This is a genomic window from Pseudomonas sp. FR229a (assembly GCF_030209115.1).
GTDB lineage: Bacteria > Pseudomonadota > Gammaproteobacteria > Pseudomonadales > Pseudomonadaceae > Aquipseudomonas > Aquipseudomonas moraviensis_A.
Window position 1 is genome coordinate 243,231 of record NZ_JARVSP010000021.1, and the last position, 17,885, is coordinate 261,115.

The window sequence follows — 17,885 nt, forward strand, 5'->3', positions numbered from 1 at the left end:
CTTATAAAGAGCTGGGTGAGCAGGATTATCGGAGAAATACCATGTACGCAGTAATCGTTACCGGCGGTAAGCAATACAAGGTCGCTGAAGGTGAATACCTGAAGATCGAAAAACTGGAAATCGCTACTGGCGAATCCGTGACTTTTGATCGCGTTCTGCTGGTCGCCAATGGCGACGACGTGAACATCGGCGCACCAGTTGTTGCTGGCGCAACCGTCAAGGCTGAAGTGATCTCCCAAGGTCGTCACGATAAAGTCCGCATCATCAAGTTCCGTCGCCGTAAGCACCACATGAAGCGTATGGGCCACCGCCAGTGGTTCACCGAGATCAAAATCACCGGTATTCAGGCTTAATTACAGCCTAATTCCTCACTAGGAGAATTGAACTCATGGCACACAAAAAAGCTGGTGGTAGTACCCGTAACGGTCGCGACTCAGAAGCCAAACGCCTTGGCGTGAAGATGTATGGCGGCCAGGTCATCAAGGCCGGCAACATCATCGTGCGTCAGCGCGGCACCCAATTCCACGCTGGCTACGGCGTTGGCATGGGCAAGGATCACACTCTCTTCGCTAAAATCGAAGGCGTGATCAAGTTCGAAGTAAAGGGCGCCTTCGGTCGTCGTTACGTGAGCGTAATCGCGGCTTAATCGCGAGATCGCTGGAGAAGCCCTGTCTTGCGACGGGGCTTTTTCGTTTGTGGGGTGAGTCTCTTGCAAAGCTGTTTGTATGGGCTGTCGGCGTGCGATGCAGGTCGTGTCTTGGGGTCGCTGCGCTCATTTTTGCAAGAGTCTTATGTCTTGATTGTTTTTCGGCTCGTCCGTACGGCGAGAGGCGTTGGTTATGAAGTTTGTTGATGAAGTATCGATTCGCGTAAAGGCTGGTGACGGTGGCAACGGTGCCATGAGTTTCCGTCGGGAAAAATTCATCGAGAACGGTGGCCCGAACGGTGGTGATGGCGGTGACGGCGGTTCCATCTACATGATGGCCGACGAAAACCTCAACACCCTGGTCGACTACCGTTACACCCGCCACTTCGATGCCGAGCGTGGCTCCAACGGCGGCAGCACCGACTGCACCGGCAAGAAGGGTGAAGATCTGATCCTGCGCGTGCCGGTCGGCACCACCGTGATCGACTCCGCCACTCAGGAAGTGATCGGCGACCTGACCAAGGCCGGGCAGAAACTGATGGTAGTGCAGGGCGGCTGGCACGGTCTGGGCAACACCCGTTTCAAATCCAGTACCAACCGTGCGCCGCGTCAGACCACGCCGGGCAAGCCGGGCGAGCAGCGCGACCTGAAACTGGAAATGAAAGTGCTGGCTGACGTCGGTCTGCTGGGCTTGCCGAACGCCGGTAAAAGTACCTTTATCCGTTCGGTCTCGGCGGCCAAGCCGAAAGTCGCCGACTACCCGTTCACCACGCTGGTGCCGAACCTGGGTGTGGTCAGCGTCGATCGCTGGAAGAGTTTCGTCATTGCCGACATTCCGGGTCTGATCGAAGGCGCTTCCGACGGTGCCGGCCTGGGCATTCGCTTCCTCAAGCACTTGGCGCGTACCCGTCTGCTGCTGCACCTAGTCGACATGGCGCCGCTGGATGATTCCAGTGCTCCGGACGCGGCTGAAGTGATCGTCAACGAGCTGATCAAATTCAGCCCGTCGCTGGCTGAGCGTGATCGCTGGCTGGTGCTGAACAAGTGCGATCAGATCCTTGAAGAAGAGCACGATGCTCGCGTCAAGGAAATCGTCGATCGTCTGGAATGGACCGGTCCGGTGTACGTGATCTCGGCCATCGCCAAGATCGGTACCGAGCGTCTGTGCCACGACATCATGCGTTATATGGAAGACCGTGCCGATCGCCTGGCCGCAGACCCTGCGTACAAGGAAGAGCTGGCCGATCTCGATCAGCGCATCGAAGATGAAGCTCGTGCGCAGTTGCAGGCGCTGGACGACAAGCGTGCCCTGCGCCGCAGTGGCGTGAAGTCGGTCCATGACATCGGCGACGATGACTGGGACGAAGAAGATGTGGATGACGAAGACGGTCCGGAAATCATTTACGTGCGTGACTGATCCGTTGCGATAAACTTGAACGCCGCTCAATCGAGCGGCGTTTTAGTATCCGGAAATCGATCGTTGGTCAGCAATCGCCACGATTAACGTCACGGGCAGTGCCAGGTCGCGCTGCCCTCAAGCTAAGGTTGAAGATGATGCGGAGCAAGGTGACAGGTGCGCAGCGTTGGGTCGTGAAGATCGGCAGCGCTTTGCTGACAGCTGATGGCAAAGGGCTGGATCGCGCGGCAATGAGTGTCTGGGTCGAGCAGATGGTGGCGCTGCATGAAGCGGGCGTCGAGCTGGTGCTGGTGTCCTCCGGGGCGGTGGCGGCCGGCATGAGTCGCTTGGGCTGGACCTCGCGACCCAGTGCCATGCACGAGTTGCAGGCGGCCGCTGCGATCGGTCAGATGGGCCTGGTGCAGGCGTGGGAATCGAGCTTCGCCGAGCATGGCCGGCACACCGCGCAGATTCTCCTGACCCACGACGACCTGTCTGACCGCAAGCGTTACCTCAATGCCCGCAGCACCTTGCGTGCGTTGGTCGAGTTGAAAGTCATTCCGGTGATCAATGAAAACGACACCGTGGTGACCGACGAAATCCGCTTCGGCGACAACGACACGCTGGCGGCGCTGGTGGCCAATCTGGTCGAGGCCGATCTGCTGGTGATCCTCACCGATCGCGACGGCATGTTCGACGCCGATCCGCGCAACAATCCTGATGCGCAGTTGATTTATGAAGCGCGCGCCGATGATCCGACGCTCGATGCGGTCGCCGGCGGTACCGGCGGTGCCCTGGGGCGCGGCGGCATGCAGACCAAGTTGCGCGCGGCGCGCCTGGCGGCGCGTTCCGGGGCGCACACCATCATCGTCGGTGGGCGGCTTGAGCGCGTGCTCGATCGCCTCAAGGCGGGCGAGCGCATCGGTACGCTGCTGTCGCCTGAGCGCGGCATGCTCGCGGCGCGCAAGCAGTGGCTGGCCGGGCATCTGCAAACCCGTGGCACTCTGGTGCTGGATGAAGGGGCAGTGTCGGCGTTGTCCAAGGGCAACAAAAGTCTGCTGCCGGTAGGGGTGAAACTGGTTCAGGGCAGTTTCCGGCGTGGTGAGATGGTGGTCTGCGTGGCGCCGGACGGTCGTGAGATCGCGCGGGGGCTGGCCAATTACAGCGCCCTGGAGGCGCAAAAAATCATCGGTCAGTCGTCGGATGCGATTGTCGGTTTGCTCGGTTACATGGCTGAACCGGAGCTGGTTCACCGTGACAACCTGATTCTGGTCTAGGGAAAATTCGATGCGCGTAGCGAAAGGATTGTTGGGCCTGTTGATGGCCATGCCGCTGTTGGCCTCGGCCGAAGAGATCGGTCAGGTGTCGACGGTGTTCAAATTTGTCGGGCCGAATGACCGGATCGTGGTCGAGGCGTTCGACGATCCGAAAGTCGAGGGCGTGACCTGCTACCTGTCACGCGCCAAGACCGGCGGGGTAAAGGGGGGTCTCGGTCTGGCAGAGGATCGCGCCGAGGCATCGATCGCTTGTCGTCAGGTCGGGCCGATCAAGTTCAAGGGCGAGCTGAAGGATGGCGACGAGGTATTCAAGGAGCGCACCTCGCTGGTGTTCAAGACCATGCAGGTCGTGCGTTTCCTCGACAAGAAGCGCAACACCCTGGTGTATCTGGTCTACAGCGATCGCCTGATCGAGGGTAGTCCGCAGAATGCTGTGACAGCGATCCCGATCCTGCCGTGGGTGCCTGTGCAGCCATAACACCGCAAAACCAATTGTAGGAGTGAGCCTGCTCGCGATAGCTGTGTATCAGTCAACAATTGCATCGACTGATACGCCGCCATCGCGAGCAGGCTCACTCCTACTTTTTTTGCCTGTAGCTTGTTGAATCCCAGGCAATAAAAAACCGACCCTGAGGTCGGTTTTTTAATGACTACGTCGATTAAGCGGCTTCTTTCAGCGCTTTGACGTGGCCATTCAGACGGCTCTTATGACGAGCAGCCTTGTTCTTGTGGATGATGCCTTTATCGGCCATACGGTCGATAACTGGCACAGCCAGAACGTATGCAGCTTGAGCTTTTTCAGCGTCTTTTGCGTCGATGGCCTTAACTACATTCTTGATGTAGGTACGAACCATGGAACGCAGGCTGGCGTTGTGGCTGCGACGCTTCTCAGCCTGTTTTGCACGTTTTTTGGCGGAAGGTGAGTTGGCCACCGTCGAGCTCCTCGAAAGACTTTTTAGGAAATAGCAAACAAAATAGGCCGCGAATCATGCCGATGAAGACTTGTCTTGTCAAGGGCACTTGAATCGTTCCGCTAAGTGGTAGGTATAAAGAGGCGGGATATTTATTTCCGGCGCTTGACCTGTAAACTCGCGAGCTTTGGCTCTGTGCTGTTGCGGCGCGGAGTATCGCACAAGTGGGCGCATTGTTCGCCTGCTGTTTATCGACAGGCACAAACTCTCTCAATGAATCTGCTCAAATCGTTGGCCGCCGTCAGCTCTATCACGATGCTTTCCCGGATTCTGGGTTTTGTTCGTGACACGCTGATCGCGCGGACATTCGGCGCCGGGATGGCCACGGACGCCTTCTTTATTGCTTTCAAACTGCCCAACCTGCTGCGGCGGATCTTTGCCGAAGGCGCTTTCTCCCAGGCTTTCGTGCCGATTCTGGCCGAATATAAAAGTCAGCAGGGCGAAGAGGCGACGCGCACCTTTATCGCCTATGTGTCGGGCCTGTTGACGCTGGTGTTGGCGGTAGTGACGGCGCTGGGCATGATCGCCGCGCCCTGGGTGATCTGGGCCACGGCGCCGGGTTTTACCGATACCCCGGAAAAATTCCAGCTCACCTCCGATCTGTTGCGGGTGACCTTTCCTTATATATTGCTGATCTCGCTGTCGTCGCTGGCCGGCGCGATCCTCAACACCTGGAACCGCTTCTCGGTGCCGGCGTTCGTGCCGACTCTGCTCAACGTCAGCATGATCGTGTTTTCGCTGTTCCTCACGCCGTACTTCGATCCGCCGGTCATGGCCCTCGGCTGGGCGGTGTTGGTCGGCGGTCTGGCGCAATTGCTGTATCAGCTGCCGCACCTGAAAAAGATCGGCATGCTGGTGCTGCCGCGCCTGAACCTGCGCGACAGCGGCGTGTGGCGGGTGATGAAGCAGATGCTGCCGGCGATTCTCGGTGTGTCGGTCAGTCAGATCTCGCTGATCATCAACACCATCTTCGCCTCGTTTCTGGTCGCAGGTTCAGTGTCGTGGATGTACTACGCCGACCGTTTGATGGAGTTGCCCTCGGGCGTGTTGGGTGTGGCGCTCGGTACGATTCTGCTGCCAACGCTGGCCAAGACCTACGCCAGCAAGGATCGCCACGAGTATTCACGCATCCTCGACTGGGGGCTGCGCCTGTGCTTTGTGCTGGTGCTGCCGTGCGCGCTGGCGCTGGGAATTCTCGCCGAACCGCTGACCGTTTCGCTGTTCCAGTACGGTCAGTTCAGTGGCTTCGATGCCGAGATGACCCAACGTGCTCTGATCGCCTATTCGGTCGGCCTGCTCGGGATTATCGTGATCAAGGTGCTGGCGCCGGGCTTTTATGCGCAACAGAACATCCGTACCCCGGTGAAAATCGCAATCTTCACGCTGGTCTGCACGCAGTTGTTCAACCTGGCGCTGATCGGGCCGCTGGCCCACGCCGGTCTGGCGCTGGCGATCAGTGCCGGTGCTTGCCTCAACGCCGGGTTGCTGTTCTATCAACTGCGCAAGCAGAAGATGTATCAACCGCAGCCGGGCTGGGGCAAGTTCGGTTTCAAACTGGTTGTTGCGGTGACGGTGATGTCCGCGGTGTTGCTGGCCGGCATGCATTTCATGCCCGCCTGGGATGAGGGGCACATGCTTGAGCGCTTCTTGCGCCTGGGCGCGCTGGTGGTGGCCGGGGTGGTGGCGTATTTCGGTATGTTGCTGCTGCTGGGTTTCCGCCTGCGCGACTTCAATCGCAAGGCCTTGAGCTAAGGTTTCAGCCTTTATCGACAGGCACGGGTCGACGGTTTTGTCGGCTCGTTCACTTTGCGTTACGGTGTTGCCTGTCGTCGGCCGTCGGGTGTGGTTATAATCGACCACTTTATGAGCAAGAAGCGCGTTATGCAGCTGGTTCGAGGCCTCCACAACTTGCGCCCCCAGCATCGGGGCTGCGTCGCCACTATTGGCAACTTTGACGGTGTTCACCGTGGTCACCAGGCTATCCTGGCCCGACTGCGTGAGCGTGCGCTCGAGTTGGGCGTACCCAGCTGCGTGGTGATTTTCGAGCCGCAGCCACGGGAGTTCTTTGCTCCCGACACCGCTCCGGCGCGTCTGGCGCGGTTGCGTGACAAGCTGCAATTGCTCGCCGCCGAAGGCGTCGACCGGGTTTTATGCCTGGCCTTCAACCAGCGCCTGAGCAAGCTCAGCGCCAGCGAATTCGTCGATACCATTCTGGTCGATGGCCTCGGCGTGCAGCATCTGGAGGTCGGTGACGATTTCCGCTTCGGCTGCGACCGCCTCGGCGATTTCGCTTTCCTCATGCAGGCCGGGCAGGTTCACGGGTTCACCGTCGAAGCCGCGCAAACTGTCGAACTGGATGGCATTCGCGTCAGCAGCACGCAAGTGCGCAACGCATTGGCCGCCGCCGATTTTGCCTTGGCCGAACGCTTGCTCGGCCGTCCGTACCGCATCGCCGGTCGCGTGCTGCATGGCCAGAAACTGGCCCGGCAATTGGGAACACCCACTGCCAACATTCAACTCAAGCGTCGTCGCGTGCCGTTCACCGGGGTGTATCTGGTGAATGTCGACATCGACGGCAAGACCTGGCCCGGCGTCGCCAATATCGGCGTGCGCCCCACGGTGCAAGGGGATGGCAAAGCCCACCTCGAGGTCCATCTGTTAGATTTTGCCGGCGATCTGTATGACCGGCGTTTGACGGTGGTTTTCCACCAAAAGCTGCGTGAAGAGCAGCGCTTCGCCTCTCTGGAGGCATTGAAAACGGCGATCAATGCGGATGTCGCCACCGCCCGTGCACTAGCCGCACCTAGCGCCCATCGCTAATGAAGAGCCTTAAATGACCGACTATAAAGCCACGCTAAACCTTCCGGACACCGCCTTCCCAATGAAGGCCGGCCTGCCACAGCGCGAACCGCAGATCCTGCAGCGCTGGGACAGTATTGGCCTGTACGGAAAGTTGCGCGAGATTGGCAAGGATCGTCCGAAGTTCGTCCTGCACGACGGCCCTCCGTACGCCAACGGCACGATCCACATCGGTCACGCACTGAACAAGATTCTCAAGGACATGATCATCCGCTCGAAAACCCTGTCGGGCTTCGACGCGCCATACGTCCCGGGCTGGGACTGCCATGGCCTGCCGATCGAGCACAAGGTTGAAGTGACCCACGGCAAGAACCTCGGCGCGGATAAAACCCGCGAGCTGTGCCGTGCCTACGCCACTGAGCAGATCGAAGGGCAGAAGTCCGAGTTCATCCGCCTCGGCGTGCTGGGCGACTTCGCCAACCCGTACAAGACCATGGATTTCAAGAACGAGGCCGGTGAAATCCGCGCCCTCGCCGAGATCGTCAAGGGTGGTTTCGTGTTCAAGGGCCTGAAGCCCGTGAACTGGTGCTTCGACTGCGGTTCGGCCCTGGCTGAAGCGGAAGTCGAGTACGAGAACAAGAAGTCCTCGACCATCGACGTGGCCTTCCCGATCGCTGACGAGGCCAAACTGGCTGCCGCGTTCGGTCTGGCCTCGCTGGGCAAACCTGCTGCGATCGTGATCTGGACTACCACCCCGTGGACCATCCCGGCCAACCAGGCGTTGAACGTGCACCCGGAATTCAACTACGCGCTGGTCGATATCGGCGACAAGCTGCTGGTGCTGGCTGAAGAGCTGGTGGAAGCCTGCCTGGCGCGCTATGGCGTGGAAGGTTCGGTCATCGCCACCACCACCGGTAAAGAACTGGAGCTGATCAACTTCCGTCACCCGTTCTACGATCGCCTGTCGCCGGTGTACCTGGCCGACTACGTCGAACTGGGCGCTGGCACCGGCGTGGTTCACTCCGCCCCGGCCTATGGCGTGGACGACTTCGTGACCTGCAAGAAATACGGCATGGTCAACGACGACATCCTCAACCCGGTACAGAGCAACGGCGTGTACGTGCCGTCGCTGGAATTCTTCGGCGGCCAGTTCATCTGGAAGGCCAACCCGGCCATCGTCGAAAAACTGACCGAAGTCGGTGCGCTGATGCACACCACCGTCATCGAACACAGCTACATGCACTGCTGGCGCCACAAGACCCCGCTGATCTATCGCGCCACCGCGCAGTGGTTCATCGGCATGGACAAGGAGCCAACCAGCGGCGACACCCTGCGCGTGCGCTCGCTCAAAGCCATTGAAGACACCAGGTTCGTCCCGGCCTGGGGCCAGGCGCGCCTGCACTCGATGATCGCCAACCGTCCGGACTGGTGCATCTCGCGTCAGCGCAACTGGGGCGTGCCGATCCCGTTCTTCCTCAACAAGGAAAGCGGCGAGCTGCACCCGCGTACCGTCGAGCTGATGGAAGAAGTCGCCAAACGCGTTGAAGTCGAAGGCATCGAGGCCTGGTTCAAACTCGACGCCGCCGAACTGCTCGGCGATGAAGCGCCTCAGTACGACAAGATCAGCGACACCCTCGACGTCTGGTTCGACTCGGGCACCACGCACTGGCACGTCCTGCGCGGTTCGCACCCGATGGGTCACGAGAGCGGCCCGCGTGCCGACCTCTACCTGGAAGGTTCCGACCAGCACCGTGGCTGGTTCCACTCGTCCTTGCTGACCGGTTGCGCCATCGACAACCACGCGCCGTACCGCGAACTGCTGACGCACGGCTTCACCGTCGACGAGTCCGGCCGCAAGATGTCCAAATCGCTAGGCAACGTGATCGCGCCGCAGAAGGTCAACGACACCCTGGGCGCCGACATCATGCGTCTGTGGGTCGCTTCGACCGACTACTCCGGCGAAATGGCGGTGTCCGAGCAGATCCTGCAGCGCAGCGCCGACGCCTATCGTCGTATCCGTAACACCGCGCGCTTCCTGCTTTCCAACCTGACCGGTTTCAACCCGGCCACCGACCTGCTGCCGGCCGAAGACATGCTGGCGCTGGATCGCTGGGCGGTGGATCGCACGCTGCTGCTGCAACGCGAGTTGCAAGAGCACTACGGCGAATACCGTTTCTGGAACGTCTACTCGAAGATCCACAACTTCTGCGTGCAGGAGCTGGGTGGTTTCTACCTCGACATCATCAAGGACCGCCAGTACACCACCGGCGCCGACAGCAAGGCACGGCGCTCGTGCCAGACCGCGCTGTTCCACATCTCCGAAGCGCTGGTGCGCTGGATCGCGCCGATCCTCGCCTTCACTGCCGATGAGCTGTGGCAATACCTGCCAGGCGAGCGTAACGAATCCGTCATGCTCAACACCTGGTACGAAGGTCTGACCGAGCTGCCGGAAGGCTTCGAGCTGGGTCGCGCCTACTGGGATCGCATCATGGAAGTGAAAGTCGCGGTCAACAAAGAGATGGAAATCCAGCGTGCGGCGAAAGCCGTCGGTGGCAACCTGCAGGCCGAAGTAACGCTGTTTGCCGAAGAAGCGCTGAGCGCCGATCTGGCCAAGCTGAGCAACGAGCTGCGCTTTGTCCTGATCACCTCGACTGCCAGCGTTGCGCCATTCGTGCAGGCTCCGGCCGATGCCGTGGTCACCGAAGTCAGTGGTCTGAAACTGAAGATCGTCAAATCGGCCTTCCCGAAATGCGCACGTTGCTGGCACTGCCGCGAAGACGTCGGCGTGAACCCGGAGCATCCGGAAATCTGCGGTCGTTGCGTCGACAACATCAGCGGCGCTGGCGAGGTTCGTCACTATGCCTGATGCCGTTGGCCGTTTCGGACGGCTGAGCTGGCTGTGGTTGAGCCTGCTGGTCCTGGTCATTGACCAGGCCAGCAAGTTCTACTTCGAAAGCAAGCTCGAAATGTTCCAGCAGATCGTGATCATTCCCGATCTGTTCAGCTGGACCCTGGCCTACAACACCGGCGCCGCCTTCAGCTTCCTCGCGGACAGCTCCGGCTGGCAGCGCTGGCTGTTTGCCCTGATCGCCATTGTGGTCAGTGCCGTGCTGGTGGTCTGGCTCAAGCGCCTGGGCCGCAACGACACCTGGCTGGCCGTCGCCCTGGCGCTGGTGCTGGGTGGCGCGCTGGGCAACCTGTATGACCGCATTGCCCTGGGCCATGTGATCGACTTCATTCTGGTGCACTGGCAGAACCGCTGGTATTTCCCGGCGTTCAACATTGCCGACAGCGCGATCACCGTCGGCGCGATCATGCTGGCGCTGGACATGTTCAAATCGAAGAAAACCGAAGAGGCCGCTCATGACTGAACCGCTATCGACTGAGCAACGCATCGGCCAGAACACCGAAGTCACGCTGCACTTTGCCCTGCGCCTGGAAAACGGTGATACCGTCGACAGTACGTTCGACAAGGCCCCGGCGACCTTCAAGGTCGGCGACGGCAACCTGCTGCCGGGTTTCGAAGCCGCACTGTTCGGCTTCAAGGCCGGCGACAAGCGCACCCTGACCGTCGAGCCGGAAAACGCCTTCGGTCAGCCGAACCCGCAGAACGTGCAGACCATCCCGCGTTCGCAGTTTACCGACATGGAGTTGTCACCGGGCCTGCTGGTGATCTTCAACGATGCGGCCAATACTGAATTGCCAGGTGTGGTGAAGGAATTCGACGACACGCAAGTGACCGTCGACTTCAACCACCCTCTGGCCGGCAAGACGCTGACCTTTGATGTCGAGATCATCAGCGTCAAAGCGATCTGAGTAATAATGCAAAACCAATGTGGGAGCGAGCCTGCTCGCGAATGCTGAATGACATTCAACGTTGGTGTTGTCTGACACACCGCTTTCGCGAGCAGGTCGAATCGTCACACCGTCGCTCCCACACTGTTTTCCACAGAATTCGTTATTTCTTGCGCGCAAGACACGAGGCACAGCATGCAAATCAAACTCGCCAACCCCCGTGGCTTCTGCGCCGGTGTGGACCGGGCGATCGAAATCGTCAACCGCGCCCTGGAAGTCTTCGGGCCGCCGATCTACGTGCGTCACGAAGTGGTGCACAACAAGTTCGTCGTTGAAGACCTGCGCAGCCGTGGCGCGATTTTCGTCGAAGAGCTCGATCAGGTGCCCGATGACGTCATCGTCATCTTCAGCGCCCACGGTGTTTCGCAAGCCGTGCGCAACGAAGCCGCCGGTCGTGGTTTGAAGGTTTTCGATGCAACCTGCCCGCTGGTAACCAAGGTGCACATCGAAGTCGCCAAATACAGCCGAGACGGTCGCGAGTGCATCCTGATCGGCCACGCCGGTCACCCGGAAGTCGAAGGCACCATGGGTCAGTACGATGCCAGCAATGGCGGTGCGATCTATCTTGTCGAAGACGAGAAGGACGTGGCCGAGTTGCAAGTGCGCAACCCGGAAAAACTCGCCTTCGTCACCCAGACGACGTTGTCGATGGACGACACCAGCCGCGTCATCGATGCCCTGCGCACGCGCTTCCCGGCGATCGGCGGTCCGCGCAAGGACGACATTTGCTACGCCACGCAAAACCGTCAAGACGCCGTCAAGCAACTGGCCGACGAGTGCGACGTGGTACTGGTGGTCGGCAGCCCGAACAGCTCCAACTCCAACCGTCTGCGTGAACTGGCTGAACGCATGGCGACCCCGGCCTACCTGATCGACGGTGCCGAAGACCTGCAACAGAGCTGGTTCGACGGCGTCGAGCGCATCGGCATTACCGCCGGCGCCTCGGCACCGGAAGTGCTGGTGCGTGGCGTCATTCAGCAATTGCAGGCCTGGGGCGCGACTGGTGCCGATGAGCTGGCCGGCCGTGAAGAGAACATCACGTTCTCGATGCCGAAAGAGCTGCGCGTCCGCTCGATCTGACGTTCCTGCTGCTGTCGCACAGCGCCTGTTCGGTCTCCTGACTGCTCAGGCGCACGCGACCGGTCGCCGCCAGCACGATCTGCCGCTGGCTGACCGGTGCGTGCGGCGAACAGATATGTATTGTCCCCGCCTGAAATCGCCGTCCCGGCATCAGCGGTTGCCCCAGATGACTGAACCGCACATAGCGGCTCACCCACCAGTTGCCGATAATCGGCACCTTCGCCTCACTGGCACGTTCAACCAGCAGCGGATTGCTGCTGTCCTCCGAACCCTTGCCGCTCAGATCCAGAATGATTCGCCAGCCACGGCTCCAGTCGCCGTCAATGCCATGGATCACCACGCTGTGATTGTGTGTCATAGCCAGCGTGCGGGCGTGGCGAATACCTTCGATCAGCGATTGCGCCGCATGATCGCGTTGAGTCGCTTCCTTGAGCGCAGCGAACGCCGGGCTGACCAGCAGCAGAACAATTGCGCCAATCGCCAGTCCCATAAGCAGTTCAATCAGGCTGAAACCGTGTTGCGGCATGAAAAATCCCTCCGTGGAGTGGTGTGAGCAGCGCAATCCGTGCGCCGCGCAGGGCAAATCAGTCGGCATGTGCCAAGCGAATGTTCTAGCGTGTAGAAGCAGGTATAGCCGACGGCAACGGAGGGCATCGATGGATCTTCGTACAAAAGGTTTCACGCTGGTCGAGTTGCTGGTCGCCATCGCGGTGTTCCTGGTACTGATCACGCTGGCGGTGCCGGCCTTTACCCGTACGATTCAGAGCAGCAAGGCGGATACCGAAGTCGGCGACCTGCAGCGCGCAATCAATTTTGCTCGCCTCGAAGCGATCAATCGCGGCGTGACCACGCGTTTGCGTCCGACCGCTGGCGGCAGTGTCTGGACCGGTGAGCTGGCGGTCTACGACAGTACCGGCAATCCGGCCAATGTGTTGCGGGTTGTTCCAGCGATGAGCAGCGGGGCGACTCTGACGCTACCTTTAGGAGTGACCGCACTGGATTTCAACAATCTTGGCGGTCTGGCGGCACCGTCGACGGCGGTGGTCATCGGTTACACGCTGGGCACGCAAAGCAGGACGCTGAACGTGTGTTTGAACGGACGCATTCAACTGGGTGGAAATTGCGGATGAGGGCAGGGAGCAAAATCGCACAGGAGGGCATGACGCTGATCGAAGTGCTGGTCGCGTTGCTGATTCTCACTGTCGGCCTGTTGGGCGCGGCGGCAGTGCAACTCAATGCGCTGAAGTACACCGACAGTTCGCGGATGACCAGTCAGGCGAGCTTTATTGCCTACGACATGATGGACCGCATTCGCGCCAATTCCGGCGCCGACTACACCACTACGCCGCCGACCTCGGGCAACCTCAGCGTGGCGCGGGATCAGGATCTCTACGACTTCACCACCAATATCGCCAACTTTGGCGGTCCGACCGCGACGGGCAGCATCACCCTCAACCAGCGTGTCTATACCATCACCATTACCTGGAGCGATGCGCGCGCTGCCAACGCTGCCAGTGCTCAGCGCAGTTTCGTGCTGACCAGTCGGGCGGCGGTCGATCCGGTGGCCACGCCATGAAGCATGCCAGCCGTGGTTTCGGTTTGATCGAGTTGCTGATCGCATTGGCTTTGGGTTTGATCGTTGTACTCGGTGTGGTGCAGATTTTCATCGCCGCAAAAAACACCTACGTCAGTCAGAACAGCGCCGCAGCAATGCAGGAGGACGCGCGTTTCGTCCTCAGCAAAATGATTCAGGAAATCCGCATGGTCGGCATGTTCGGCTGTCTCGGCACCATCACTGATTCGAGCAGCGCGGGCGACTTCAACGCCGCGCAACTCACCCCGATCAACTGGGATAACGCCAGTCTCAAGCTGACCATGGTCACCGCCGATGTCGGCAGCGGCGGGGGAACGCCGACCTGGACAGTGATTTCAGACTGTCGCAACAGCGCGGTCGCCTACAGCGGATTGCGCAGCCCGACCACGGGGCAAATCGCTTTCCCGATCCGCCGCCTGATCTACAGCTTCAGCAATAACCAGATCGTCATGGGCACCGGCAGCGGCAATCCCGCGCAGCAAGTGCTGGTGAACAACGTCAGCGCCTTCAACGTCACCTTCGGCCTGGCCAGCTCCGCGACCGACGTGGCGGCCTCCACTTACAGCAGCAATCCCGGCGATCCCGCGCGCATCCGCAGTGTGCGTCTGAGCCTGACCCTCACCGACCCGAACAACCGGGTGCGCAATCAAACCTTCAACGTGGTTGCGGCATTGCGCAATCGCTTGCAGTGAGGGGGCGGTGATGAGGATTTCCTTGCAACAACGTCAGGCACAGCGCGGCATGGTCTTGCTGGTCAGTCTGGTGTTTCTGCTGTTACTCACGTTGATTGGCTTGTCGTCGATGCAGAGCGCCAACCTGCAAGAAAAAATGGCCGGCAGCGTGAGCCTGCGCAATCAATCGTTCCAGTCTGCGGAAGCGGCGTTGCGTGTTGGCGAAAGCGCGGTGCAGCTGGACAGTTACTCGTTAGCCGTGTGCAGCGGCACGACCCAATGCCTGCCGCCGGCGGAGTCGTCAGTGGTCAGTTCGGCCGGCTTCAATTCGACCTCGGGGGTGACCTGGGTCGCCGCCGGTAATGGCTTCTATGGCGTGCAGAACATCGGCACGACCCTGACGGCAGTGAACGTGCCAAGTAACACCTCGGCGACGTTGTATCGAGTCACCGCAGTCGGCATCGCCGGCAATTCGCGTAGCGTGGTGGAGAGTATCTATGCGAAGTATTGAGCGCTGCGCCTCGCTGCTGATCGGCATGCTCCTGAGTTTCTATCTGGCGGCGCCGGCGTGGGCATTCACCCCTTCCGATTCGCCGCTGCTGAGCGCGGCTGCGGTGGCGCCGAACGTGATGCTGCTGATCGATGATTCGGGGAGTATGAACAGCATTATCTACGCCGCCGGATTCGACCCGAACGTCAACCGCACACCCGCCCGGCAGTGCAATGCTTTTCTCGGATTGTGCTCTGCACTCAATGCGCCGCAGATTACCGGCGACACAGTGTTTCTATCGAGCCTGCCGACTTCCGGTTGCTCGGGAGGCGCCTATGCGTTCTACAACAACAGCGTGGCGCCCTTGTGCCTCAAGCTCCCCGACCCCGTAGGCAACGAGAACACTCGGTATTCCGCCGATTACATTTCCTACATAGTCAGCCTGGCTAACAGCACCGGCACCCGCGACTTCACCACGGGGGCGATCCCCAACGATTACCGGATGAACGTCGCGCGCAACGTTTCCACCGCACTGGTCAGCAGCAACCGCACCCTGCGCATGGGCCTGTCGACGTTCAACCCGGCCACCAGCAGCAATCCGGGCAATGGTGGCTTCATCGCGCGCTCGATCACCGATCTGTCGCCGGTTACCGGCAGCGTGACCCAGGCCCAGGCGGACGCTAACTACAATGCGCTGATTTCATCGATCAACGGCTTGAATGCCGTGGCCAATACACCGTTGGCCGAGAGCTATTACGAAGTGACTCGCTATATGCGTGGCCTGGCGCCGTATTACAACGGCACGCCGGCGACCTATACCAGCCCGATTCAATATCGCTGCCAGAAAAACTACGGCGTGGTGATCACCGATGGCTTGCCGACCTACGACCGTACGTTCCCCACCAATGATCCACTGGGGGGCAGCCGTTTACCGAACTGGGATGGCGTGAATAACGATGGCGACAACCTCAACGGTGACGGCGAAGGCGACACCCTGTATCTGGATGACATTGCCAAATTCGCCTTCGACATCGACATGCGCTCGACCGGTACCGACGCCGCCGGCAAGAGCTGGAACGCGGTGGATTTTCCCCGGCAGAACATGAACACCTACACCGTCGGTTTCGCTGCGGATAACGACATGTTGTCCGACGCCGCCAGTTATGGGCAGGGCAGGTACTACCAGGCGACCGACAGCTCCGGGCTCAATGCGGCGTTATCGTCGGCATTGAGCGATATCACTTCCAAGGCCGGCTCCGGTGGCGCCGGCGTCGCCAGCAGCAGCACCTTGAGCAGTGGCAGCAGTTTTTACCAGACCACTTACGATCCCAAGGATTGGCGCGGTACGATCAGGTCGTTCGGCTTTACCTCGACCGGCACGGTAAACACCTCGGCGGCGCAATGGTCGACCGACACCTCGATCGTGCCCTCTGCCACGGCGTCGACTTTCCAGTCATGGAACACCGCGAGCAATGCGCCAATTGCGCTGGCATTCGGCAGCTTTTCCCCAGCCCAGCAGACCACGCTGAATCAGGGCCTGCCCACCGGTATCAACGGCAATGATCTGGTCGAGTGGAGCAAAGGTACCAACAAGGCCGGGCTCAAGGTGCGTAGTGCGCTGCTCGGCGACATCATCAATTCGCCACTGGTGCTCGCGTCGCCTTCGGACAAGACCGCATCCGATTTGACGGGTGACAGCAGCTACACCAACTACCTGACGACCAAGGCTGCGAACATGAATACCAGTCTGGTGGTGAACGCCAACGACGGTTTCGTCAACGTGATCAATTCGGCGAACGGCACCCGCCGTTATGCCTATATGCCCTCCAGCGTGCTGCCTTCCCTGCGACTGATCGCGGACACCAACTACGTCAACGGCGTCAGCCACAAATTTCTGGTGGATGGTCAGGTCGGCGTGTTCGATGCGCAGGCCGGAACCACCTGGAAAACCCTGGCCATTGGCGGAACGGGGGCCGGCGGCAAAACCTTCTATGGGCTGCAACTGTTCGATGCCTCGGCAGGTAACGTGATCAGGGCGCTGTGGGAAGTCAGTGCGCCGGCCACGGCCAACACGGCGAATGCGTTCAATGATCTGGGTTACGCCTATGCCAGGCCGGAAGTGGCACGCTTGGCCAATGGTCGCTGGGCGACTTTCATCGCCAATGGCTACGGCAGCAATTCGGGGGTTGCGGCTTTATATGTACTGGATGCGCTGGATGGTTCGCTGATCAGAAAAATCGTCGTCGACAGCACGGAAACCACCAACGGTCTGTCATCCGTGGAACTCAGGGTGAACTCTTCGAACGTGGTACAGGCGGCCTACGCTGGCGACCTGAAAGGACGCATGTGGAAATTCGACCTGAGCGCGACGGCGCCGGAAAGCTGGGGCGTGGCGTTTGCCGGCAAGCCTTTGTTCACCGCGCCGGGCGGGGCAACGCAGCCGATCACCGCGCAACCGCTGCTGGCGGATAACGCTCAGGGCGGCAAGCAGGTTTTCTTTGGCACCGGCAAGTTCAACGAAACCGCCGACAAGACCAACAAGGATCTGCAGGCGTTCTATTCAATCTGGGATGCAGAAGGTGGGGCCGGACAAATCACCGTCAGCAGTTTGCAGGCGCAGGCGATTACCGGTTCGTTCTCCGGCAGTTCCGGGCAGTTCCTGACCACCAGCCAGAATGAAACGACGTATCCGGGAGAGAAAGGCTGGTATTTGCCGCTGGTGTACAACAACGTGCTGACCGGCGAGCGCGTGATCAACCAGGCGAGCATTGTGTTGGGGCGAGTCGTTTTTACCACCGCCAGCGTCGATACCACTGACCCGTGTTCTAGCTTTGGTACGGGCAGACTGGTCGAACTGGATGCGTTCAACGGTAAGATGCTCAACTACGCCGTGATCGACACCACGGGTGACCGTTTGGTCGACAGCAATGACACGATATCCAGTGGCGTGGTATTCACCGGTGGCATTCCGACCCTTAACGTCATTTCCCGAGATGCCAAGACCAAGCTCGTGAGCGACACCAGTGGTGTCATCACCACAGTTGTGGAAAAGGGTGGCGGCGGCAGCCGTCGTATCATGTGGCGACAAATCCAGTAAGCGAGAATT

At 60.0% G+C, this 17,885-nt stretch carries 18 protein-coding genes; 16 read left to right on the forward strand and 2 right to left on the reverse strand.

Features of this window, described 5'->3' with window-relative positions; all coding sequences use genetic code 11:
• Positions 1–41: 41 nt before the first annotated feature.
• The 5 genes from rplU (at position 42) to QRN33_RS17570 (ending at position 3,797) form a co-directional block, all read left to right on the forward strand.
• Positions 42–353 (forward strand): 50S ribosomal protein L21, encoded by a 312-nt coding sequence (rplU, locus tag QRN33_RS17550; protein WP_007924746.1) that lies wholly within the window; start codon positions 42–44, stop codon positions 351–353.
• Between the two features lie 35 nt (positions 354–388).
• Positions 389–646: a 50S ribosomal protein L27 gene (gene rpmA / locus QRN33_RS17555; protein WP_016773121.1), complete on the forward strand. Its 258-nt coding sequence runs from the start codon at positions 389–391 to the stop codon at positions 644–646.
• 193 nt (positions 647–839) lie between these two features.
• A complete protein-coding gene (gene cgtA / locus QRN33_RS17560; protein WP_016773122.1) occupies positions 840–2,063 on the forward strand; it encodes an Obg family GTPase CgtA in 1,224 nt (407 codons plus the stop codon).
• 137 nt (positions 2,064–2,200) lie between these two features.
• Positions 2,201–3,319, forward strand: coding sequence for a glutamate 5-kinase (gene proB, locus QRN33_RS17565; RefSeq protein ID WP_042610505.1), 1,119 nt, complete (start codon positions 2,201–2,203; stop codon positions 3,317–3,319).
• 10 nt (positions 3,320–3,329) lie between these two features.
• A complete protein-coding gene (locus tag QRN33_RS17570) occupies positions 3,330–3,797 on the forward strand; it encodes a CreA family protein (RefSeq protein ID WP_042610504.1) in 468 nt (155 codons plus the stop codon).
• A 181-nt stretch (positions 3,798–3,978) separates the two neighbouring features.
• Here QRN33_RS17570 and rpsT read toward each other — a convergent pair whose 3' ends face one another.
• Complete coding sequence (gene rpsT, locus QRN33_RS17575) at positions 3,979–4,251, reverse strand: 30S ribosomal protein S20 (RefSeq protein WP_003228351.1); 273 nt, start codon at positions 4,249–4,251, stop codon at positions 3,979–3,981.
• A gap of 252 nt (positions 4,252–4,503) precedes the next feature.
• Here rpsT and murJ point away from each other — a divergent pair, with 252 nt between their 5' ends.
• The 6 genes from murJ to ispH all read left to right on the forward strand — a co-directional run bounded on the left by murJ (position 4,504) and on the right by ispH (position 12,024).
• A complete protein-coding gene (gene murJ / locus QRN33_RS17580; RefSeq protein WP_016773124.1) occupies positions 4,504–6,042 on the forward strand; it encodes a murein biosynthesis integral membrane protein MurJ in 1,539 nt (512 codons plus the stop codon).
• 129 nt (positions 6,043–6,171) lie between these two features.
• Positions 6,172–7,110: a bifunctional riboflavin kinase/FAD synthetase gene (ribF, locus tag QRN33_RS17585; protein WP_285409439.1), complete on the forward strand. Its 939-nt coding sequence runs from the start codon at positions 6,172–6,174 to the stop codon at positions 7,108–7,110.
• 13 nt (positions 7,111–7,123) lie between these two features.
• On the forward strand, positions 7,124–9,955 hold the full coding sequence (ileS, locus tag QRN33_RS17590) for an isoleucine--tRNA ligase (RefSeq protein WP_042610502.1): 2,832 nt from the start codon (positions 7,124–7,126) through the stop codon (positions 9,953–9,955).
• Positions 9,948–10,460: a signal peptidase II gene (gene lspA / locus QRN33_RS17595; RefSeq protein ID WP_042610501.1), complete on the forward strand. Its 513-nt coding sequence runs from the start codon at positions 9,948–9,950 to the stop codon at positions 10,458–10,460. The genes ileS and lspA overlap by 8 nt, the downstream gene beginning before the upstream one ends.
• The gene (gene fkpB / locus QRN33_RS17600; RefSeq protein WP_016773128.1) at positions 10,453–10,905 is read left to right on the forward strand and encodes an FKBP-type peptidyl-prolyl cis-trans isomerase; all 453 of its coding nucleotides are present in this window, start codon (positions 10,453–10,455) and stop codon (positions 10,903–10,905) included. Before lspA ends, fkpB begins: the two co-directional genes overlap by 8 nt.
• A gap of 174 nt (positions 10,906–11,079) precedes the next feature.
• Positions 11,080–12,024, forward strand: coding sequence for a 4-hydroxy-3-methylbut-2-enyl diphosphate reductase (ispH, locus tag QRN33_RS17605; RefSeq protein ID WP_042610500.1), 945 nt, complete (start codon positions 11,080–11,082; stop codon positions 12,022–12,024).
• Here the strand turns inward: ispH and QRN33_RS17610 are convergent.
• Entirely contained in the window at positions 11,981–12,550 is a 570-nt protein-coding gene (locus QRN33_RS17610) for a GspH/FimT family pseudopilin (protein ID WP_285409440.1), read from the reverse strand. The two genes, ispH and QRN33_RS17610, sit on opposite strands and share 44 nt — an antisense overlap.
• A gap of 130 nt (positions 12,551–12,680) precedes the next feature.
• On the opposite strand from QRN33_RS17610, the gene QRN33_RS17615 reads away from it, so the two are divergent.
• Genes QRN33_RS17615 through QRN33_RS17635 form a run of 5 tightly spaced genes read left to right on the forward strand, consistent with a single transcriptional unit; the run spans position 12,681 to position 17,876 of the window.
• On the forward strand, positions 12,681–13,154 hold the full coding sequence (locus tag QRN33_RS17615) for a GspH/FimT family pseudopilin (protein WP_042610498.1): 474 nt from the start codon (positions 12,681–12,683) through the stop codon (positions 13,152–13,154).
• A complete protein-coding gene (gene pilV / locus QRN33_RS17620; protein ID WP_064364111.1) occupies positions 13,151–13,600 on the forward strand; it encodes a type IV pilus modification protein PilV in 450 nt (149 codons plus the stop codon). Before QRN33_RS17615 ends, pilV begins: the two co-directional genes overlap by 4 nt.
• A complete protein-coding gene (locus QRN33_RS17625; protein ID WP_285409441.1) occupies positions 13,597–14,310 on the forward strand; it encodes a PilW family protein in 714 nt (237 codons plus the stop codon). Before pilV ends, QRN33_RS17625 begins: the two co-directional genes overlap by 4 nt.
• Positions 14,311–14,320: 10 nt before the next feature.
• The gene (locus tag QRN33_RS17630) at positions 14,321–14,800 is read left to right on the forward strand and encodes a pilus assembly PilX family protein (protein ID WP_042610495.1); all 480 of its coding nucleotides are present in this window, start codon (positions 14,321–14,323) and stop codon (positions 14,798–14,800) included.
• On the forward strand, positions 14,787–17,876 hold the full coding sequence (locus tag QRN33_RS17635; RefSeq protein ID WP_285409442.1) for a pilus assembly protein: 3,090 nt from the start codon (positions 14,787–14,789) through the stop codon (positions 17,874–17,876). Before QRN33_RS17630 ends, QRN33_RS17635 begins: the two co-directional genes overlap by 14 nt.
• Positions 17,877–17,885: the final 9 nt, after the last annotated feature.